Source organism: Bacillus thuringiensis (genome assembly GCF_022095615.2).
Classification (GTDB): Bacteria; Bacillota; Bacilli; order Bacillales; family Bacillaceae_G; genus Bacillus_A; species Bacillus_A cereus_AG.
Genome location: NZ_CP155559.1, coordinates 3,648,466 through 3,669,334, shown reverse-complemented (window position 1 = coordinate 3,669,334; position 20,869 = coordinate 3,648,466). Strand labels below are relative to the sequence as shown.

Sequence of the window (20,869 nt, the reverse complement as noted above, 5' to 3'; positions counted from 1 at the left end):
ATAGAGTATGTCTGGAATCAGGAGGTCGATAGCGGGATGAACTGGTATGGAATGCGCGCACACGAAGTGGAAGAAAGAACGAATACGAATGTGAAGGTTGGACTTACAGAGAAGGAAGCAGAAGGGCGAATAAAAAAATTTGGTACAAATGAATTAGATGAAGCCAAAAGGCCTTCTGCACTGATGGTATTTTTGGCGCAGTTTAAAGATTTTATGGTACTTGTTTTATTTGGTGCAACAATAGTTTCGGCTTTTTTAGGTGAATACATTGATTCTATTGCGATTGTTGCGATTGTTATTATCAATGGTATTCTTGGCTTTTTTCAAGAAAGAAAGGCTGAAAAGTCACTGGAAGCTTTAAAAGAGTTAGCCGCCCCGCAAGTTACTGTAATGCGGAATGGAAAGTGGGTAAAAGCACCGTCTAAAGCACTTGTTTTAGGTGATGTCATTAAATTTTCTAGTGGTGATCGTATTGGGGCGGATGTACGTCTTGTTGAGGCATCAAGTTTATATATCGAAGAATCAGCTTTGACAGGAGAGTCAGTACCGGTGCAGAAGAAGGTAGAAGCTCTGCAGGGGCAAGATGTTTCAATTGGTGATCAAAAAAATATGGCTTTTATGGGTACGATGATTACACGAGGAGCTGGAACAGGGGTCGTTGTAGCAACTGGTATGAATACAGCGATGGGCCAAATTGCAAATATGTTACAAAATGCAGAGCAAATGGAAACACCACTGCAAAGAAGATTAGAGCAACTCGGAAAAATATTAATTATTGTGGCTCTTATTTTGACAGCGCTTGTTGTATTAGCCGGTGTGTATCAAGGGAATGAAGTGTATCATATGTTTTTAGCAGGTGTGTCGCTAGCTGTTGCTGCTATTCCTGAAGGATTACCAGCAATCGTTACAGTAGCTTTATCGCTTGGTGTACAGCGTATGATTAAAAAGAGAGCAATTGTAAGGAAGTTACCAGCGGTAGAAACGTTAGGATGCGCTTCTGTTATATGCTCTGATAAAACAGGAACAATGACGCAAAACAAAATGATGGTAACACATATGTGGTCAGGTGGAGAATTATGGAAAGTGACAGGTCAAGGATATGAACCTAAGGGCTCTTTTTTGAAAGGTGAAAAAGAATTCGATCCAGCTAAAACAAAAGCACTGTATCAACTACTCACATTTGGTTCACTATGTAATAACGCAAATATTATTCAAAAGAAAAAGGCGTATGTATTAGATGGAGATCCAACTGAGGGAGCACTTGTAGCTGCAGCAATGAAAGCGGGGATAACGCGTGAGGCACTGAAAGGGAAATTTGAAATTATTCGTGAATTTCCATTCGATTCAACTCGAAAAATGATGAGTGTTATTGTGCGAGATCGAGAGGGGAAAAAGTTTCTTGTTACGAAGGGGGCACCAGATGTCCTCTTGCAAATGAGTCAAACGATTTTATGGGGGGATAAGCAGCAACCGTTAAGTGAATTGTATAGAAAAGAAGTACAGGCGGCTATTCATAGTTTAGGTAGTCAAGCACTTCGAACAATTGCAGTTGCATTTAAGCCATTAAAAGCAACAGATTCTATTGAACATGAAAGAGACGTTGAAAAAGATTTTATGTTGGTCGGGATACAGGGAATGATTGATCCGCCAAGACCAGAGGTAGAACAGGCTGTAAAAGAGTGCAGAGAAGCTGGTATTCGAACAGTGATGATTACAGGAGATCATAAAGTGACAGCAATGGCAATTGCGGAACAATTAGGGGTTTTACCACCTGGTGGACGTGTTGTTGAAGGAGTAGAACTCGCGAATATGGATGTAGAGGAACTAGAAAGTGTTGTAGAAGATACGTATGTATTTGCTCGAGTATCACCTGAACATAAATTGAAAATTGTTAAGGCGTTGCAAAATAAAGGGCATATAGTAGCGATGACAGGTGATGGAGTAAACGATGCTCCGGCTATAAAAACAGCGGATATTGGGATAGCGATGGGAATTACAGGAACAGATGTTGCGAAAGAAGCTTCTTCTCTTGTTTTGCTAGATGATAATTTTGCTACGATTAAATCAGCAATTAAAGAAGGTAGAAATATATACGAGAATATACGTAAGTTTATTCGTTATTTATTAGCATCGAACGTAGGAGAAATTTTAGTCATGTTATTTGCAATGCTACTTGCATTACCGCTGCCGATGGTTCCCATTCAAATTTTATGGGTGAACTTAGTAACTGACGGTTTACCAGCGATGGCATTAGGATTGGATAAGGCGGAAGGAGACGTGATGAAGAGAACGCCGCGTCATCCGAAAGAAGGGGTATTTGCTAGAGGGCTTGCATGGAAAATTATAAGCCGTGGTTTTCTAATTGGAGCAGTGACGTTAGTGGCGTTTATTATTGCATATAATCAACATCCAAATGAACTGAAATATGCACAAACTGTGGCGTTTGCGACGTTGGTGCTTGCGCAACTTATTCATGTATTTGATTGCCGAAGTGAACATTCAATCTTCCACCGTAATCCGTTTGGGAACGTGTATTTAGTAGGAGCGGTTATCATTTCTTTACTGTTAATGTTAGTGGTTATATATTACCCACCGCTACAACCGATCTTTAGTACAATGCCAATACAAGCGAGAGATTGGTTGTTAATTGGAGGTTTGTCATCAATTCCGACTTTCTTGTTAGTAGGTTCTTTATTAACAGGGAAAAAGGGGAAGAAGGAAAAGCCAGTATTATATAAGAAGGGATTAAACTTGAAATAGTCAATGATATGAAAATGTGATATAATTTACAGAAGGTAGTAGAGCCTTGTCTCTATTACCTTTTTCATTGAGTTATTTCATGGCTTGGATGTGATAAAAAATGATTTGTAGTATGACAGGATTTGGAAGATCGAAAGTAGAAAATGATACTTTTCAAATTACAGTAGAAATGAAATCGGTGAACCACCGTTTTCTAGAGATGAGTATTCGACTTCCGAAGCAAATGATGGTATTTGAAGACAAAATTCGTAAAATAATTGCACAGCAAGTTCGGCGTGGACGCATTGAAGTGTCTATTAGTATAACGGGTGAAGGGCTTGTTGAAAGAAAATTAAGTGTGAATTGGTCGCTTCTTGAGCAGTACCAATCGATTATGGAAGATATAAAAGGAAAATTTCAATTACAAGATTCTATTACACTTCAGCAATTAATGGCAATGCCAGAAGTAACAGCGATTGAAGAAGTAGAAAATGTAAATGAACAATTTGAGAACAGTTTATATGAGGCTGTTCGCCAAGCTGCTCATATGTTAAAAACGATGAGAGATGGCGAAGGAGAACGATTACATAAAGATATAGCGTATCGTTTACAAGAGATTCACAATTGTGTAAATGCAATTATCCCGCATGCACCGATTGTTACACAAAAATATCGTGAACGATTAGAAAATCGCTTGAAAGAATTACATAATCAAGAACTAGATGAACAAAGATTGTTAACAGAAGTCGCAATCTTTGCAGAGCGTTGTGATATTCACGAAGAGTTAGTTCGTTTGCAAAGTCATTTAGAGCAATTTCGTGAAACACTGCAGATTGAAGAGCCTGTTGGAAGGAAAATGGATTTCATCGTGCAAGAGATGCATAGAGAAATTAATACGATTGGTTCTAAGGCAAATGACTTAACAATTTCAAAATATGTTGTAGAAATGAAAAATAACCTTGAAAAAATTCGTGAACAAGTACAAAATATTGAGTAGCTTTCAAAAAATATATAAAGTTATACGTGGTGGAGAAATCGGATAGACTTACTAGGAGGCGCAAACTATGGCCATGCGGTTTTTAAATATTGGATACGGAAATATTGTATCTGCTCATCGAATTATTGCTATTGTAAGTCCGGAGTCAGCTCCTATTAAACGAACAGTACAGGAAGCACGCGAACATAATGCTTTACTTGATGCTACGTATGGGAGAAAAACAAGGGCGGTTATTGTTATGGATGATGGGCATGTTGTATTAAGTCCAATTCAACCAGAGACGATTGCACATCGTTTGAATAATAAAGAAGATTTAAGTGAGGAAGGGTAGGTTTTACATATTTATGAGAAGTAGAAGAGGATTGCTCATCGTTCTTTCAGGGCCTTCTGGGGTTGGAAAAGGAACGGTTCGTAAAGAGCTGTTTAGCCATGAGGATACACGTTTTCAGTACTCTATTTCAGTAACAACACGTAAGCCGCGTGAAGGTGAAGTAGATGGTGTGGATTATTTCTTTAAAGAAAGAGAAGAATTCGAGGAAATGATTCGTAATGAAAGATTACTTGAGTGGGCTGAGTTCGTAGGTAATTATTACGGAACACCGATTGACTATGTTGAAAAAACATTACAAGAAGGAAAAGATGTATTCTTAGAAATTGAAGTGCAAGGAGCAATTCAAGTTAAGAAGGCTTTTCCAGAAGGTGTATTTATTTTCTTAGCACCCCCAAGTTTATCTGAACTAAAGAGCCGTATTGTCGGACGTGGTACAGAGACTGAAGATGTTATTGAAAATCGTTTAACTGTAGCGAAAGAAGAAATCGAGATGATGGACGCTTACGACTATGTAGTAGAAAACGATCAAGTTGAATTAGCTTGTGATAGAATTAAAGCAATTGTGGTTGGCGAACATTGCCGCCGCGAAAGGGTAGCAAAATATTATAAAGAAATGACGGAGGGTCTATAATTATGTTAAATCCATCAATTGATTCATTATTAACAAAAATCGATTCTAAATATACACTTGTAACAGTAGCTGCAAAACGTGCGCGTGAAATGCAACTTGCTGATAACTGTGTTATCGAGCAACCTGTTTCTCATAAATGTGTAGGTAAATCACTAGAAGAAATCGATGCAGAAGTATTAAAATATGTACCAAGCGAAGACAAAATCATCGATTAAGACATTCTTTTCGACAAATTAAAACATAGACTTTATAATTTTCTATGTAACGGTAACAACCTATTTACAAGTAGGTTGTTATTTTTTTACGATAGGGAAGAAATATTGGTACTGACGAGCTGGGAATTCTGTTTCAGTATTATAAGTTTGAAAAAGAAAGAGGACGAGCCATATGCTAAAAGGGAAAAAGATACTTCTATGTGTAACAGGAGGCATTGCGGTCTTTAAAGCGGCTGCGTTAACTAGTAAATTGACACAAGCTGGTGCTATTGTAAAAGTAATGATGAGTGAGTCGGCAATGAAGTTTGTTACGCCTCTTACATTTCAAGCACTTTCTCGCCATGACGTATATACAGATACATTCGATGAGAAAGACTCAGCTGTTATTGCACATATCGATTTAGCAGATTGGGCAGATATAGTACTTGTTGCACCTGCTACTGCCAATTGTATTGGGAAGTTAGCTGGTGGTATTGCAGACGATATGATTACAACTACTTTGTTAGCTACTACAGCCCCAGTGTGGATTGTACCTGCTATGAATGTGCATATGTATGAAAACAAAATTGTACAAAAAAATATGATGACGTTAAAAACGTTAGGATATACATTTATTGAGCCTGGAGAAGGTTTTTTAGCGTGTGGTTATGTAGCGAAGGGAAGACTAGAAGAACCGGAAGCAATTATTGCACGGTTAGAAGAGGCTTTTTCAGAACAAAAACCATTGCAAGGAAAAAAAATATTAATAACTGCTGGCCCAACTCGTGAAAAGATTGATCCAGTGCGTTTTATGACCAATTTTTCTTCTGGGAAAATGGGATATGCAATTGCGGAAGTGGCAGCGAAATTAGGTGCTGATGTCATACTTGTTTCGGGACCGACAGCATTAAACCCGCCATTACATGTAAATACGGTACAAGTGGAATCTGCACAAGATATGTTAGAAGTAGTTCTGCAACAGTATCAAAACGTAGATGTTGTCATTAAAACAGCAGCAGTTGCAGATTATCGCCCGAAGTATGTTCATGATAATAAAATGAAAAAGAAAAATGGTGATGCTGTAATCGAACTCGAGAGAACAGTAGATATTTTAAAAACGTTAGGTGAGATGAAGGACAAACAGTTACTTATCGGTTTTGCGGCTGAAACGACAAACGTAGAGGAATACGCAACAAAAAAATTACGTGAGAAAAATGCGAATATGATTGTTGCGAACGATGTAAAGGCGCAAGGAGCTGGATTTGGTACAGATACGAACATTGTAACAATGTATAGAAAAGATGGAGAAGTTATAGAGTTGCCACTTTTAACGAAAAAAGAGGTTGCTCGTGAAATATTAAAGCAAATTGAAATGATGTTAGAAGATGATCGTCTATGAAATTTGCAAGTGTAATTGTTGATGTACCTGCACGTCAGACAGATCGACCATTTGATTATATTATCCCTAAAAAGTGGGAAGATATTGTCCAGACAGGCATGCGTGTAGTAGTTCCATTTGGCCCAAGGAAATTGCAAGGCTTTATTATTGGGATCAAAGATTCGGCTGAAGTAGAAAGTAAGAAATTAAAGACAATCCATGAAATATTAGATGTAACACCAGTTTTAAACGAGGAATTATTAAAACTTGGATATTGGCTTACAAGCGAAACGTTATGTTATATGATTTCAGCCTTTCAAGTCATGCTTCCAACGGCGATAAAAGCGACGTATAAAAAGCGTCTACAACTTCGTAAACAAGAAGAAGTAGCACCTGAACTACTGTTTTTATTTCAGGATAAAGAAGCGATAGATTGGGAAGTTATTGAGACGCAGCCACATCTATACCGCACGATTCAACAAGAAATTAAAAATGGTACGATTGAAGTTGTTTATCAGGTAAAAGATAAAGTGCAAAAGAAGAAACAAAGAGTCGTTCAACCGGAGTTGCCAGAAGATAAATTAGAATTAGCAGCATTTGAATTGAAAAGTAAAAAACAACAAGATGTACTCTATTATTTTGTGGAAAATTATAAAAGTGTGCCGTTGAAAGTGATAACAGAAGAGTTGCAAATAACAGATGCTCCAATTAAAGCACTTGTTAAAAAAAGGCTCATCTCAGAAAAGTATGTGGAAGTATATCGGAATCCATATGACGATGATGATTTTGAACAAACGAAACCATTCCCGCTTACGGAGGAACAAAAGCAAGTTATTACACCGATTTTATCATCAATTACAAATGAAACTTACAATCCATTTTTACTATATGGTGTTACGGGAAGCGGAAAAACAGAAGTATATTTACAATCTATAGCAGCGGTGCTCGCGAAAGGGAAAGAAGCTATTGTGCTTGTTCCTGAAATTGCGCTAACGCCTCAAATGGTAGATCGTTTTAAAGGTAGATTTGGCTCGCAAGTTGCGGTTCTTCATAGTGCGCTGTCTGTTGGAGAAAAATATGATGAATGGCGTAAGATTTTAAGAAAAGAAGTGAAGGTTGTAGTTGGTGCACGCTCAGCTGTATTTGCTCCTTTTGAAAATTTAGGGATTATTATTATTGATGAGGAGCATGAATCGAGCTATAAGCAAGAAGATAATCCGAGGTATCATGCAAGGGATGTAGCTGTGTGGAGGGGACAATATCATAAATGTCCTATCGTTCTTGGTAGTGCAACACCGACACTTGAATCGTTTGCAAGAGCGAAAAAAGGTGTGTATGAATTACTAACGATGGAAAAACGTATGAACGAACAAGCTTTACCAACAGTAGAGATTGTTGATATGCGTGAGGAACTTCGTGACGGGAATCGTTCCATGTTTTCGAAGGCATTGCATGAAAAAATAGCAGATCGATTAGAAAAGAAAGAACAGATGGTGCTCTTTTTAAATAGAAGAGGTCATTCTACATTTGTTATGTGCCGTGATTGCGGGTATGTTGTACAATGTCCGCATTGTGATATCTCGCTGACATATCATAAAATGAACCATCGTTTAAAATGTCATTATTGCAGTCACGAAGAGAATATGCCGACTGAGTGTCCTGCTTGTCAAAGTACATATATTCGTTTCTTTGGTACAGGTACACAAAAGGTAGAAGAAGAAATTACAAAACTATTTCCAGAGGCACGAGTCATTCGAATGGATGTAGATACGACAAGTCGCAAAGGAATGCATGAAAAATTATTAAAGGCATTCGGGGAAGAAAAAGCAGATATACTACTTGGAACACAAATGATTGCGAAAGGATTAGATTTTCCTAAAGTAACGCTTGTTGGGGTTTTAACTGCAGATACGATGCTTCACTTACCTGATTTTCGAGCGAGTGAAAAGACGTATCAGTTATTGACGCAAGTAAGTGGGCGAGCAGGCAGACATGAATTGCCAGGGGAAGTTATAATTCAAACGTATACGCCAGAACATTACAGTATAGAGTTAGCAAAGAACCAACATTATGATGTGTTTTTTGATCAAGAAATGCAAATGAGACGAACAAGACAATATCCACCTTATTACTATGTTGTACTTGTAACAGTATCTCATCCAGAATTATTAAAGGCAGTGCAAGTGACGGAAAAAATTGTCGGTCATTTACGGGCGCACTGCACGCAGCAAACGATGGTGTTAGGACCGGTTGCCTCAGCAATTCCAAGGATAAAAGATAGATATCGTTATCAATGCATGATAAAATACAAACGGGAACCAAACTTAAAGAACGTGCTCAAAATGGTAAATGAACATTATCAAGCAGAAATGCAAAAAGAGCTACAAATCTCAATTGATTTTAATCCAACAATGTTAATGTAGCGGAGGGAAATATGGCAGTTTTAGAAATAGTAAAGCATCCAAATGAAGTGTTAGAAACACCATGCGAAAGAGTAATTAACTTTGATAAAAAGTTAGTGAAATTGTTGAAAGATATGCATGAAACAATGTTAATTGCGGACGGAGTCGGTTTAGCTGCGCCTCAAGTAGGTGTAAGCTTGCAAGTAGCGGTAGTTGATATCGATGATGATACGGGGAAAATCGAGTTAATCAATCCATCGATACTAGAAAAACGTGGTGAACAAGTAGGTCCCGAAGGTTGTCTAAGCTTCCCGGGACTTTATGGTGAAGTGGAACGTGCGGATTATATTAAAGTACGTGCGCAAAATCGCCGAGGTAAAGTATTTTTACTAGAAGCAGAAGGATTTTTAGCACGTGCCATTCAACATGAAATCGATCATTTACACGGTGTGTTATTTACATCGAAAGTGACAAGGTATTATGAGGAAAACGAATTAGAATAGGTATTAAAAGGAGCGGTTTTTTAATGATAAAAGTAGTATTTATGGGAACACCGGACTTTTCAGTGCCGGTGCTTCGTCGTCTTATCGAAGATGGCTATGATGTAATAGGTGTGGTGACGCAGCCTGATCGTCCGGTAGGTAGAAAAAAAGTATTAACACCTACACCTGTTAAAGTTGAAGCAGAAAAACATGGTATTCCGGTGTTACAACCGTTAAGAATTCGTGAAAAAGAAGAATATGAACAAGTGTTGGCATTAGAGCCAGATTTAATTGTAACAGCTGCTTTCGGTCAGATTGTACCAAATGAAATTTTAGAAGCACCGAAGTATGGATGTATTAACGTCCACGCGTCTTTACTACCTGAACTTCGTGGTGGTGCACCAATCCATTATGCAATTATGGAAGGTAAAGAAAAAACGGGTATTACAATTATGTATATGGTAGAGAAGTTGGATGCTGGTGATATCTTAACGCAAGTAGAAGTGGAGATTGAAGAGCGTGAAACGACAGGCTCTTTATTCGATAAGTTAAGTGAAGCAGGGGCACACCTTCTATCTAAAACAGTACCTTTATTAATCCAAGGTAAGTTAGAACCAATTAAACAAAACGAAGAAGAAGTAACGTTTGCATATAATATAAAACGTGAGCAAGAGAAAATTGATTGGACAAAAACAGGTGAAGAAGTATACAATCACATTCGCGGATTGAATCCATGGCCAGTTGCTTATACGACTTTGGCAGGACAAGTTATTAAAGTATGGTGGGGAGAGAAGGTCTCTATTACAGAGAAAGCTGAACCAGGTACAATAGTAGCTCTTGAAGAAGATGGATTTGTTGTTGCAACAAGTAATGAGACAGGTGTTAAAATCACTGAATTGCAACCTTCTGGTAAAAAACGTATGAGTTGTTCGCAATTTTTACGCGGCACAAAACCTGAAATTGGAACGAAGTTAGGAGAAAATGCATGAGACAAAATGTTCGTGAGTTAGCTCTTGATGGCTTAATTCAAGTAGAAAAAAGTGGTGCATACAGTAACTTACTTTTAAATAATCTAATTGAAAAAAATGCAATTGATAGAAAAGATATTGGTTTGTTAACTGAAATTGTATATGGAACGATTCAACGTCGTGACACATTAGATTATTATTTACAGCCTTTTTTAAAAAAGAAGGTTGAGGCGTGGGTAAGAGTATTACTTCGCTTATCTTTATATCAAATGATTTATTTAGACCGAGTGCCCGAAAGAGCGGCTATTCATGAAGCAGTTGAGATTGCAAAGCGTCGCGGGCATAAAGGGATTGCTGGTATGGTAAACGGGGTATTACGTTCGATTCAGAGAGAAGGGGTACCTTCTTTAGATGAAATCAAGGATCCAGTAGAACGTTTGGCAATTGCAACAAGTCATCCAATGTGGCTTGTTCAAGACTGGGCTTCTGAATATGGTTTAGAGACAGCTGAGAAAATGTGTGAAGTGAATATGTTACCCCCAGTACCAACAGCGCGTGTAAATGTTGATAAAATAACAGTAGAAGAAGCAATTGAGTTGTTGGCTAGTGAAGGTATTGAAGCGAAGCGCGGCGATTTATCAGAGGATGCAATTCAAATTGAAAGAGGGAATGTAGCGCATACAGATGCGTTCAAAAAAGGTTTTCTTTCTATTCAAGATGAAAGTTCTATGCTTGTAGCGCGCGCTTTAGAACCGAATGAGGGAGATGTAGTTCTTGATAGTTGTGCTGCTCCAGGCGGAAAAACAACGCACATTGCAGAGCGATTAAAAGGAACAGGTCAAGTTATGTCTCTTGATTTACATGCACACAAAGTACGTTTAATTAAACAACAAGCAGAGCGACTTGGTCTAGAAAATGTTGAAACAAAAGCACTAGATGCTAGAAAAGTGCAAGAACACTTTGCAAATGAAACATTTGATAAAATATTAGTAGATGCACCATGTTCTGGATTTGGTGTGATTAGACGTAAACCTGATATAAAGTTGGGTAAAGATAAAGGCGATAGTGAAAGATTATCGACGATTCAACTTGCAATACTAGAAAAAATAGCACCATTGTTAAAACAAGGTGGTCGCCTTGTTTATAGTACGTGCACAATAGAAAAAATAGAAAATGAACAAGTAATAAAGCAATTTTTACAAGAGCATCCTGAATTTGAATGGGATACTACGATAAAAAATCGCATGCCAGAAAAGCTAAATCCGTATATTGATGAAGGTCAAGTACGAATTTTACCGCATTATTTTGCAACAGATGGCTTTTATATTGCTTGTTTAAGGAAGAAGGTGTAGCATCATGGAAACGACTGTGAGAAAACAAAAGAAAAATCTAGAAACGAAGAAACCATCAATTTATTCTTTACAACTTCATGAAATGCAAGATTGGTTAAAGGAACAAGGAGAACCAAAGTTCCGTGCAGGACAAATCTTTGATTGGCTATATAAAAAACGTGTAAAAAATTATGACGACATGTCGAATCTTTCTAAAGGATTACGCGATAAATTGTCGAATTCCTTTGATATTACTACTTTAAATACATTGGTAAAACAAACGTCTTCTGATGGAACAATTAAATTCTTATTCCAATTATACGATGGTTATTCTATTGAAACAGTGTTAATGCGCCATGAATATGGAAATTCTATTTGTGTAACAACACAGGTCGGATGCCGTATTGGTTGTACGTTCTGTGCATCTACACTTGGTGGGTTAAAACGAAACTTAGAGGCTGGAGAGATTGTAGCGCAAGTAGTAGAAGTGCAACGTGCACTTGATGAAACAGAAGAACGTGTAAGTTCGCTTGTTGTTATGGGAATTGGAGAGCCGTTTGATAATTACGACAACTTAATGTCATTCTTACGCATTATAAACCATGAAAAAGGAATTCATATTGGCGCAAGACATATGACAGTTTCAACAAGTGGAATTGTTCCAAAAATTTATAAGTTCGCTGAAGAAGATATGCAAATTAATTTTGCGATTTCATTGCATTCTGCCAATACAGAGTTACGTTCAAAATTAATGCCGATTAACCGTGCTTATAAGCTACCAGACTTAATGGAAGCTGTTAAATACTATGTAAATAAAACAGGGCGTCGTATTACGTTTGAATATGGCTTATTTGGAGGAGAAAATGACCAAGTTGAGCAAGCTGAAGAACTTGCTGCGCTTTTAAAAGGTGTAAAATGTCATGTAAACTTAATTCCGGTAAACTACGTACCTGAACGTGATTATGTACGTACGCCACGTGAACAAATTTTCTTATTTGAAAAAACGTTAAAAGATCGTGGAGTGAATGTAACAATTCGCCGTGAACAAGGTCATGATATTGATGCAGCCTGCGGTCAGTTACGTGCGAAGGAGCGTAAAGAAGAGACGAGGTGACGAGATGAAAGCCGTGTTTCTATCGGATAAAGGAAAAGTTCGTCAACATAATGAAGATAGTGCAGGAGTTTTTCACAATTTAGATGGAAATATTTTAGCGGTAGTAGCAGATGGAATGGGAGGTCATCGAGCTGGTGATGTAGCTAGCTCGATGACCATTCAATTATTCCATGATTATTGGAAGCAAACGCATAATATGAATGAACCAAAAAAAGTAGAAGAGTGGTTACATACGAGTGTTGGGATTATTAATGAGCGTATATATGAGTACTCTAAACAACATGTAGAATGTAATGGTATGGGAACAACACTTATAATAGCGATTTGTACGCCAAACTTTGTGACAATAGGTCATATAGGAGATAGTCGTTGTTATATGGTATCAGAGGGGGAAATCTCGCTTGTAACGGAAGATCACTCCCTTGTAAATGAACTTGTGAGACATGGTGAAATTTCAAAAGAAGACGCAGAATATCACCCGAAAAAGAATGTTTTGTTAAGGGCATTAGGAACAGAAGAAAAAGTCGGATTAGATGTGAAAACATTGGTGCTTGAGGAAGATGATCAGTTACTTCTTTGCTCTGATGGCTTATCTAACAAAGTTTCTATTGCTGATATGCAACAAATTTTACAGCTAAATGAACAGCTTGAAACTAAGGGACAACGTCTCATTCAATTGGCGAATGATCGTGGCGGGGAAGATAATATCACCCTTGTTCTTATTGATTATGCGGGTTCGACAAACGAAAGTAGGTGAAGTGCAACGTGCTGATTGGAAAACGCTTAAATGACCGTTATAAGCTACTGAAAATGATTGGTGGCGGTGGAATGGCCAATGTGTATTTAGCTCATGATGATATACTTGGCCGAGATGTAGCGGTAAAAATATTAAGACTCGACTATTCAAATAACGAAGAGTTTATTAAACGTTTCCATCGAGAAGCGCAGTCTGTTACAACGTTGTCGCATCCAAATATTGTGAATATGTATGATGTCGGAGAAGAAGATGGTATATATTATCTTGTAATGGAGTATGTACCAGGACAAACATTGAAGCAATACATAATTGAGCGAGGGATGTTACCTATAGGAGAAGCTCTTGATATTATGGAGCAGTTAACATCCGCCATGGCACACGCCCATCATTTTGAAATTGTGCACCGTGATATTAAACCGCACAATATTTTAATTCGAGCTGATGGAGTAATAAAAGTAACAGATTTTGGAATTGCGACAGCTACAAGTGCAACAACAATTACACATACAAATTCGGTACTCGGTTCGGTGCATTACTTATCACCAGAACAAGCACGTGGCGGGATAGCGAATAAACAATCAGATATTTATTCCCTAGGAATCGTTATGTTTGAGTTGTTAACAGGAAGACAACCGTTTTCTGGCGAATCTGCTGTTGCTATAGCTTTAAAACATTTACAAAGTGAAATTCCGTCTCCCAAAAGATGGAATGAAAATATTCCGCAAAGTGTCGAAAATATTATATTAAAGGCAACTGCGAAAGATCCGTTTCATCGATATCAATCTGCCAATGCGATGAAACGAGATATTGAAACTGCGTTATATCCAGAGAGGATAAATGAGCAGCCATTTTACATACCGGAAGATATGGAAGCGACAAAAGCGATTCCCATTATTCAACAAGAGCAATTATTCGGAAATGTAACTGATGAAACAATTGTTTTAAAAGGAAGTAAAGTGGATGAACAGACAAGAAAAGAAGAAACGGAATTAAATAAGAAGAAAAAACGAAGTAATAAATGGCTCAAAGTTTTAATTACGACATTTTTACTTTTAGCGATTGGAATAACGTTAGCGCTTACTGTTATTCCAGGGTTTTTTATTCCAAAAGATGTAAAAGTCCCTGATGTAGCTGGTATGAAATATACGACAGCAGTAAATACATTGGTTGAAAAGGGTTTTGAGGTTACGGAACCTAATATTGTATATACAGATGATGTTGAAACCGGTGATGTGATAAAAACAGAGCCAATGGCAGGAAGAGTCGTGAAGGAAAACTCTAAAATTACTATCTATCAATCAGGTGGAAAAAAGAAAAGTAAGATGAGTGATCTTACAGGAAAAGATTTTGAGAGTATAAGGGCTGAATTAGAAGAAAAATATAAACAAGTTACAATAAATTATATTGAAAATGATAGGCCAAAAGGTGAAATCGTAGAGCAAATTCCTACGCCGGATCAAATGGTAGTAGAGGCGGAACAAGAACTGAAAGTTTGGGTAAGTAAAGGTCCGTATCAAATTAGACCAGGTGATTTTTCAGGATGGACTGAAAATAGCGTAAATGGTTATTTGAATGAGAGAAAACTAACTCCAGATATAAAACGAGAGTATTCCGATACTGTTGATAAAGGACTTGTAATTTCGCAATCTCCAAAACCAGGAACGCCGTTAAAAGAAGGAGATAAAGTGACGATTGTTATCTCAGAGGGTCCTAAGCCGAAAGTAACGAAAACAGTGAAAGTGGATAATATTTCTATTCCGTATGAGCCTTCTATAATAGGTGAGAAAAAACCGCAAACAATTGAAATTTATAAAGAAGACATGCAACAAAAAATGGATAGACCAATTGAAACTAGAACAATTTCAGAGTCGGCAACTATTTCTTTAGAATTTGTAATTCAAGAAGGTACAAAAGGACATTATAAAATTGTACGAGATGGTGTAACCATTATCGACAAAGAAGTACCATACCCAACTCAATAATAATGACTTCTATTTTCTTTCTAGAGGGGATGGAATGTATTACTCTTGCCTGTTATGCTGTCTACATATAGTGGACTGTATAACAGGCAAAAATATATGATTCAAAAAGCTATAAAAGTGATACTGTGATAAATAATATATTAAATTTGATGGTAGATTAAATATATTAACTTGTATATATGACGGGTTTTGAAATAAGTATGTAAAGAATTTTAAATCATTCAATATTAATTACAGTTTCACTTTATACAAAATAAAGGAGAATTATATGCCAGAAGGTAAAATTGTAAAGGCTCTAAGTGGGTTTTATTATGTGCAGCATGAAGAAGGGATTACACAATGCCGCGGGCGTGGTGTGTTCAGAAAAAATAAAATTACACCACTAGTAGGAGACCAAGTTGTTTTTCAAGCAGATAATCCAAGTGAAGGATACGTGCTTGAAGTATTTGATCGGAAAAATGAACTTGTTAGGCCTCCTATTGCTAATGTGGATCAAGCAATTCTCGTTTTCTCTGCAGTAGAACCAGATTTTAATCCGGGACTGTTAGATCGATTTTTAGTGCTGATTGAATATCATAACATTAAGCCAATTATTTGCATTAGTAAGATGGATTTAGTGGATGAAAAAATGAGAGAGACTGTTGAATCTTATGCGAATGACTATCGTGAGATGGGATATGATGTATTATTTACTTCTATAAACACATCGGAAAGTATTGATATTTTAAAACCATTCTTAGAAGGTTGTGTTTCTGTTGTTGCAGGGCAATCTGGTGTTGGGAAATCTTCTATGCTTAACGTTTTACGCCCGGATTTAGAACTGAAAACGAATGATATTTCCTCGCATTTAGGACGCGGGAAACATACGACAAGACACGTGGAATTAATTGCGGTTGGAAGCGGACTAGTTGCAGATACACCTGGTTTTAGTTCACTTGATTTCATAGATATAGAGGTAGAAGATCTTACATATTGTTTTCCAGAGTTGAAAGAAGCGAGCCAATACTGTAAATTTAGAGGGTGTACACATCTTTCTGAACCGAAATGTGCCGTGAAGACTGCGGTTGAAGAAGGAAAAATTACAGAATATCGTTATAAGAATTACAAACAATTCGTAGAAGAAATTAGAGAGAGAAAGCCGAGGTATTAGTTATGATTAAAATTGCACCATCAATCTTATCAGCAGATTTTTCAAAATTAGGGGAAGAGATTAAAGATGTAGAAAAAGGCGGAGCGGATTACATTCACGTCGATGTAATGGATGGACATTTCGTACCAAATATTACGATTGGACCATTAATTGTAGAAGCTATCCGTCCGATCACATCGTTACCATTAGATGTACATTTAATGATTGAAAATCCTGATAACTATATCCCGACTTTCGCAAAAGCGGGAGCGGATATCATTACTGTTCATGTAGAGACGTGCCCTCATCTGCATCGTACAATTCAGTTAATTAAATCTCATGGCATTAAAGCGGGAGTTGTATTAAATCCGCATACGCCAGTTTCAACGATTGAGCATGTATTAGAAGATATAGATATGGTATTACTTATGACAGTAAACCCAGGATTTGGTGGACAGAAATTTATCCATTCTGTATTACCGAAAATTAAACAAGTTGCAGAGATGGTTAAAGAGCGTAATCTAGAAGTAGAAATTGAAGTTGATGGTGGTGTGAACGCTGAAACAGCAAGGCTTTGTGTTGAAGCAGGAGCAAATGTACTTGTAGCTGGATCAGCAGTATACAATCAAAAAGACCGCGGTGAAGCAATTCGTGTCATTCGTGGATAATGAATGAACGAGTCTTTATCCTAGTGAAACTTCTAGTGTAGTAAGTTTTCACTATTTATAAAGGGTAGAGAAAAAATATGTAAAAAGGCAATCTACCGAATGGCAGATTGCCTTTTTACAATAGAAGGGGAAGGAAACATGATTATTCATATTTTAGCGGGCGGACCTGCGGAATATTGTGCAGATTTTTCTCGATATGAAAATGAGAAAGTAGTGTGGGCGGCAGTTGATAGAGGTGTATATCGTTTATTAAAAGGAGGGATTACTCCAGCTGTTGCGTTTGGAGATTATGATTCAGTTACTGAAGAGGAATTAGTATGGATGGGTCAGCAAACAAATGACTTACATATTGTGCCTCGTGAAAAAGACCAAACAGATTTAGAAATTGCGATTAACTGGGCGTTAGAACAAAATCCGACATTGATTCGTATTTTTGGTGCTACTGGTGGAAGGCTGGATCACGGTTTAGCAAATATACAGATGCTTTTAAGAGGGCTAGAAGTAGGGATAGAAATGTGTATTGTAGACAATAAAAATGAAATAAGCGTGAAAAAAGTGGGTACACATATAATTGAAGACAATAAAAATTTCCCTTATGTATCTTTTGTGCCAGTTACTGAAATAGTGGAAGGGATTACATTACTTGGTTTTAAGTATCCTCTAACTAATAAAACAATAGAGTGGGGATCAACACTTTGTATTAGTAATGAACTCGTTGAGGAAAAAGGTACTTTTTCATTTACTTCTGGCATATTAATGGTGATAAGAAGCACTGATTAAAGAAACAATTTTGCTCCTTACATCATATAGTGAACAAGTGGAGTAATGGGGATTAGGAGGGAAACCATGAGATTTTATACAATTAAGTTACCTAAATTTCTTGGTGGAATTGTTCGTGCCATGTTAAATACCTTCAAAAAAGATTAAAAAAAGCACCTATTACCGGTGCTTTTTCTATTGTCATAGTAAAAAAAGAGCCTAGCGGCTCTTTTTTTTATTATTAAACACGTTCGATTTTGCCAGATTTTAATGCTCTAGCAGAAACGTAAACACGTTGAACTTTTCCGTCGATGCGTACGCGAACTTTTTGAAGGTTAGCGCCCCATTTACGTTTTGTAGCGTTCATTGCGTGAGAACGAGAGTTACCAGAACGAGCTTTTCTTCCAGTGATAGCACAAACACGAGCCATTTATATTTCCCTCCCTTGATACCTTACCATACGTAATTTTTCAATGTTAGTCTTTTTTGCGATGCTAAAAACACTACTATAATTTAACACAACTAAAAAGAGAATGCAACACCGTAGAAAAAAGAAATCAAGAAAAATTACTTGACACCATATGTCGATGATGAAAAGTTGAAATCAAGAAAAATTACTTGACATATTATAGTGGTACATGTTGTATAATAACAATGGACTATTTTGCTCATCATAAAAAATGTGATTTAAAACATAAAATATGAGAGTGAAAAGAAAGAACGATGGAATTTTCTTTAAAAAGATTATATGATAGTAACTAAAGTAGTCTAGCTCACTTTCACCATTTATGAAGGGGGAAAACGAGATGTCAATTGAAATTAAAACGAAGTATGGTCAAATTGATATTAGTACAGATGTAATTGCAACAATTGCTGGAGGTGCCGCAGTAGATTGCTACGGTATCGTAGGTATGGCATCAAAAAATCAGTTAAAAGATGGTTTAACAGATATTTTACGAAAAGAAAACTTCACTAGAGGTGTTATTGTTCGTAAAGATGAAGATGAAGTACATATTGATATGTATATTATTGTGAGCTATGGTACGAAAATTTCAGAAGTAGCACATAACGTGCAGACGAAAGTGAAATATACATTAGATCAAACTGTAGGACTAGCAGTAGATTCTGTAAACATCTACGTACAAGGAGTTAAAGTAATAAACTTGTAATGTGCATTAAGGAGGAAAATCTGTGTCAATTCAAAAAATTGATGGGAAACGTTTATCACAAATGATCATGCAAGGAGCGAATAATTTAACAAATAATGTTCAGCTTGTTGATGCATTAAACGTATTTCCGGTTCCAGATGGCGATACCGGTACAAACATGAACTTATCAATGACTTCAGGCGCACGTGAAGTGAAAGCAAATCCTTCACAGCACGCTGGTAAAGTCGGTGTAAGTTTAGCCAAAGGATTATTAATGGGAGCTCGTGGTAACTCTGGTGTTATTTTGTCTCAGTTGTTCCGTGGTTTCTCTAAATCCATTGAACAAAAAGAAGAATTAACAACAGTTGATTTTGCTGCAGCTTTAGATGCTGGGGTAGAAGCGGCTTACAAAGCGGTTATGAAACCGATTGAAGGAACGATTTTAACGGTTGCAAGAGAAACGGGTAAATATGCAGTGACAGTTGCGAAAAAACAGCGCGACTTTGTTTTGTTTATGGAAGACGTTGTGAAAGAAGCGAATGCATCGTTAAATCGTACGCCAGATTTATTACCTGTATTAAAACAAGTTGGCGTTGTAGATAGCGGTGGTAAAGGTCTTGTTGTTGTATATGAAGGATTTTTAGCTGACTTAAAAGGAGAAACGATTTCTTCTAATGTGCCTGCCCAACCATCTATGAATGACATGGTACGCGCAGAACATCACCGTAGTGTACAAAGCCAATTGAGTACAGAAGATATAAAGTATGGATATTGTACGGAATTCATGGTGAAATTAGAGCCTGAAAAAATGAAAGAACATAATTTCTCTGAACAAAAATTCCGTGAAGATATTAGTGTATACGGAGATTCACTACTTGTTGTATCAGACGATGAGGTTGTTAAGGTTCATATTCATGCGGAACACCCTGGAGATCCTATGAATTATGGACAACGCTACGGTAGTTTAATTAAGATTAAAGTAGAAAATATGCGTGAACAGCATACTGCTTTATTAGATGAGCCTACTACGATGCCTGAGCCGGCTAGCCAGTCTAAAGAGAAACAACCGTACGGTATCGTAACTGTAGCTATGGGATCTGGTATCAAAACTTTATTTGAGAGCATTGGCGCGACGAAAGTGATCGAAGGTGGCCAAACGATGAATCCAAGTACGGAGGATATTGTGAAGGCGATTGAAGAAGCGAACGCTGAAAAAATCATTATTTTACCGAACAACGGAAATATCGTGATGGCAGCAGAACAAGCAGCGTCAGTTGTTGATCAAGAAGTGATTGTAGTTCGTTCAAAAACAGTTCCTCAAGGTATGGCTGCAATGTTAGCATTTAATCCAGTTGGAACGTTAGAAGAGAATGAAGAAAACATGAAAGAAGCTTTATCTCATGTGAAAACCGGTCAAATTACGTATGCTGTACGTGATACGGAAATTGATGGTGTAGCAATTCAAAAAGATGATTTCATGTGTATTGCAGATGGGAAAATCGTATCAACAAATGCTGCAAAAGTAGGAGCTGCGAAGCAATTACTAGAAGCACTTATTGATGAAGATTCTGAAATTGTAACGATTCTACAAGGTGAAGATGCAACAGACGAAGAAGTAGCTGAGTTAGTTGAATTTGTAGAAGAGAATTTTGAAGATGCAGAAGTAGAAGTACATGCTGGAAACCAACCGGTGTATTCGTTCATCTTCTCTGTAGAATAAGAAAAAATTCGTTTTGAAAATAAATGGATTACTTACTTGCTAATGGATAAGAAGTAGTAATATGAAGTTCATTACTAGTTTTTATTCAAAAGGCTAGCATATTGAAGATAAAAAAGAGCCTTGCTGCTAATAGTGAGGC

The 20,869-nt window shown here is 37.1% G+C and carries 20 protein-coding genes; 19 read left to right on the top strand and 1 reads right to left on the bottom strand.

The annotated features are described in order from the left end of the window. Positions 1 to 36: 36 nt before the first annotated feature. From KZZ19_RS18845 to spoVM, 17 genes are all read left to right on the top strand, one after another. The gene (locus tag KZZ19_RS18845) at positions 37 to 2,760 is read left to right on the top strand and encodes a calcium-translocating P-type ATPase, SERCA-type (protein ID WP_237979353.1); all 2,724 of its coding nucleotides are present in this window, start codon (positions 37 to 39) and stop codon (positions 2,758 to 2,760) included. Positions 2,761 to 2,860: 100 nt separating this feature from the next. Beyond that, the gene (locus KZZ19_RS18840) at positions 2,861 to 3,736 is read left to right on the top strand and encodes a YicC/YloC family endoribonuclease (RefSeq protein ID WP_237979352.1); all 876 of its coding nucleotides are present in this window, start codon (positions 2,861 to 2,863) and stop codon (positions 3,734 to 3,736) included. A 67-nt stretch (positions 3,737 to 3,803) separates the two neighbouring features. Further along, positions 3,804 to 4,067 (top strand): extracellular matrix/biofilm regulator RemA, encoded by a 264-nt coding sequence (remA, locus tag KZZ19_RS18835; RefSeq protein WP_001251456.1) that lies wholly within the window; start codon positions 3,804 to 3,806, stop codon positions 4,065 to 4,067. A 13-nt stretch (positions 4,068 to 4,080) separates the two neighbouring features. After that, positions 4,081 to 4,698: a guanylate kinase gene (gene gmk, locus KZZ19_RS18830; RefSeq protein ID WP_001257742.1), complete on the top strand. Its 618-nt coding sequence runs from the start codon at positions 4,081 to 4,083 to the stop codon at positions 4,696 to 4,698. Between the two features lie 2 nt (positions 4,699 to 4,700). Further along, a complete protein-coding gene (rpoZ, locus tag KZZ19_RS18825) occupies positions 4,701 to 4,913 on the top strand; it encodes a DNA-directed RNA polymerase subunit omega (protein WP_000933964.1) in 213 nt (70 codons plus the stop codon). Positions 4,914 to 5,085: 172 nt separating this feature from the next. Beyond that, a complete protein-coding gene (gene coaBC, locus KZZ19_RS18820; protein WP_237979351.1) occupies positions 5,086 to 6,291 on the top strand; it encodes a bifunctional phosphopantothenoylcysteine decarboxylase/phosphopantothenate--cysteine ligase CoaBC in 1,206 nt (401 codons plus the stop codon). Next, positions 6,288 to 8,693 (top strand): primosomal protein N', encoded by a 2,406-nt coding sequence (priA, locus tag KZZ19_RS18815; protein ID WP_237979350.1) that lies wholly within the window; start codon positions 6,288 to 6,290, stop codon positions 8,691 to 8,693. Before coaBC ends, priA begins: the two co-directional genes overlap by 4 nt. A gap of 11 nt (positions 8,694 to 8,704) precedes the next feature. Then, positions 8,705 to 9,175, top strand: a complete 471-nt coding sequence (def, locus tag KZZ19_RS18810; RefSeq protein WP_061678221.1) for a peptide deformylase — start codon at positions 8,705 to 8,707, stop codon at positions 9,173 to 9,175. 23 nt (positions 9,176 to 9,198) lie between these two features. Next, a complete protein-coding gene (gene fmt / locus KZZ19_RS18805; protein ID WP_237979349.1) occupies positions 9,199 to 10,143 on the top strand; it encodes a methionyl-tRNA formyltransferase in 945 nt (314 codons plus the stop codon). Further along, positions 10,140 to 11,474, top strand: coding sequence for a 16S rRNA (cytosine(967)-C(5))-methyltransferase RsmB (gene rsmB, locus KZZ19_RS18800; RefSeq protein WP_237979348.1), 1,335 nt, complete (start codon positions 10,140 to 10,142; stop codon positions 11,472 to 11,474). Before fmt ends, rsmB begins: the two co-directional genes overlap by 4 nt. A 4-nt stretch (positions 11,475 to 11,478) precedes the next feature. Continuing rightward, a complete protein-coding gene (gene rlmN / locus KZZ19_RS18795; RefSeq protein ID WP_000450538.1) occupies positions 11,479 to 12,567 on the top strand; it encodes a 23S rRNA (adenine(2503)-C(2))-methyltransferase RlmN in 1,089 nt (362 codons plus the stop codon). Positions 12,568 to 12,571: 4 nt separating this feature from the next. Next, positions 12,572 to 13,324 carry a Stp1/IreP family PP2C-type Ser/Thr phosphatase gene (locus KZZ19_RS18790; RefSeq protein WP_000648694.1) on the top strand — a complete coding sequence of 251 codons (753 nt, stop codon included), beginning with the start codon at positions 12,572 to 12,574 and terminating at the stop codon, positions 13,322 to 13,324. Between the two features lie 8 nt (positions 13,325 to 13,332). Continuing rightward, on the top strand, positions 13,333 to 15,306 hold the full coding sequence (gene prkC, locus KZZ19_RS18785) for a serine/threonine protein kinase PrkC (RefSeq protein WP_237979347.1): 1,974 nt from the start codon (positions 13,333 to 13,335) through the stop codon (positions 15,304 to 15,306). Positions 15,307 to 15,574: 268 nt separating this feature from the next. After that, complete coding sequence (rsgA, locus tag KZZ19_RS18780) at positions 15,575 to 16,456, top strand: ribosome small subunit-dependent GTPase A (protein ID WP_237979346.1); 882 nt, start codon at positions 15,575 to 15,577, stop codon at positions 16,454 to 16,456. 2 nt (positions 16,457 to 16,458) lie between these two features. Next, positions 16,459 to 17,103, top strand: a complete 645-nt coding sequence (rpe, locus tag KZZ19_RS18775) for a ribulose-phosphate 3-epimerase (protein ID WP_076539726.1) — start codon at positions 16,459 to 16,461, stop codon at positions 17,101 to 17,103. Between the two features lie 99 nt (positions 17,104 to 17,202). After that, entirely contained in the window at positions 17,203 to 17,883 is a 681-nt protein-coding gene (locus KZZ19_RS18770) for a thiamine diphosphokinase (RefSeq protein ID WP_140392533.1), read from the top strand. A gap of 66 nt (positions 17,884 to 17,949) precedes the next feature. Beyond that, a complete protein-coding gene (spoVM, locus tag KZZ19_RS18765) occupies positions 17,950 to 18,030 on the top strand; it encodes a stage V sporulation protein SpoVM (RefSeq protein WP_001213599.1) in 81 nt (26 codons plus the stop codon). Positions 18,031 to 18,103: 73 nt separating this feature from the next. On the opposite strand, the gene rpmB is transcribed toward spoVM, so the two are convergent. Continuing rightward, a complete protein-coding gene (gene rpmB, locus KZZ19_RS18760; RefSeq protein ID WP_000124776.1) occupies positions 18,104 to 18,292 on the bottom strand; it encodes a 50S ribosomal protein L28 in 189 nt (62 codons plus the stop codon). Between the two features lie 376 nt (positions 18,293 to 18,668). On the opposite strand from rpmB, the gene KZZ19_RS18755 reads away from it, so the two are divergent. Both KZZ19_RS18755 and KZZ19_RS18750 read left to right on the top strand, forming a co-directional pair. Then, complete coding sequence (locus tag KZZ19_RS18755) at positions 18,669 to 19,031, top strand: Asp23/Gls24 family envelope stress response protein (RefSeq protein ID WP_000021109.1); 363 nt, start codon at positions 18,669 to 18,671, stop codon at positions 19,029 to 19,031. A 22-nt stretch (positions 19,032 to 19,053) separates the two neighbouring features. Then, a complete protein-coding gene (locus tag KZZ19_RS18750) occupies positions 19,054 to 20,730 on the top strand; it encodes a DAK2 domain-containing protein (RefSeq protein WP_237979345.1) in 1,677 nt (558 codons plus the stop codon). Positions 20,731 to 20,869 lie beyond the last annotated feature (139 nt).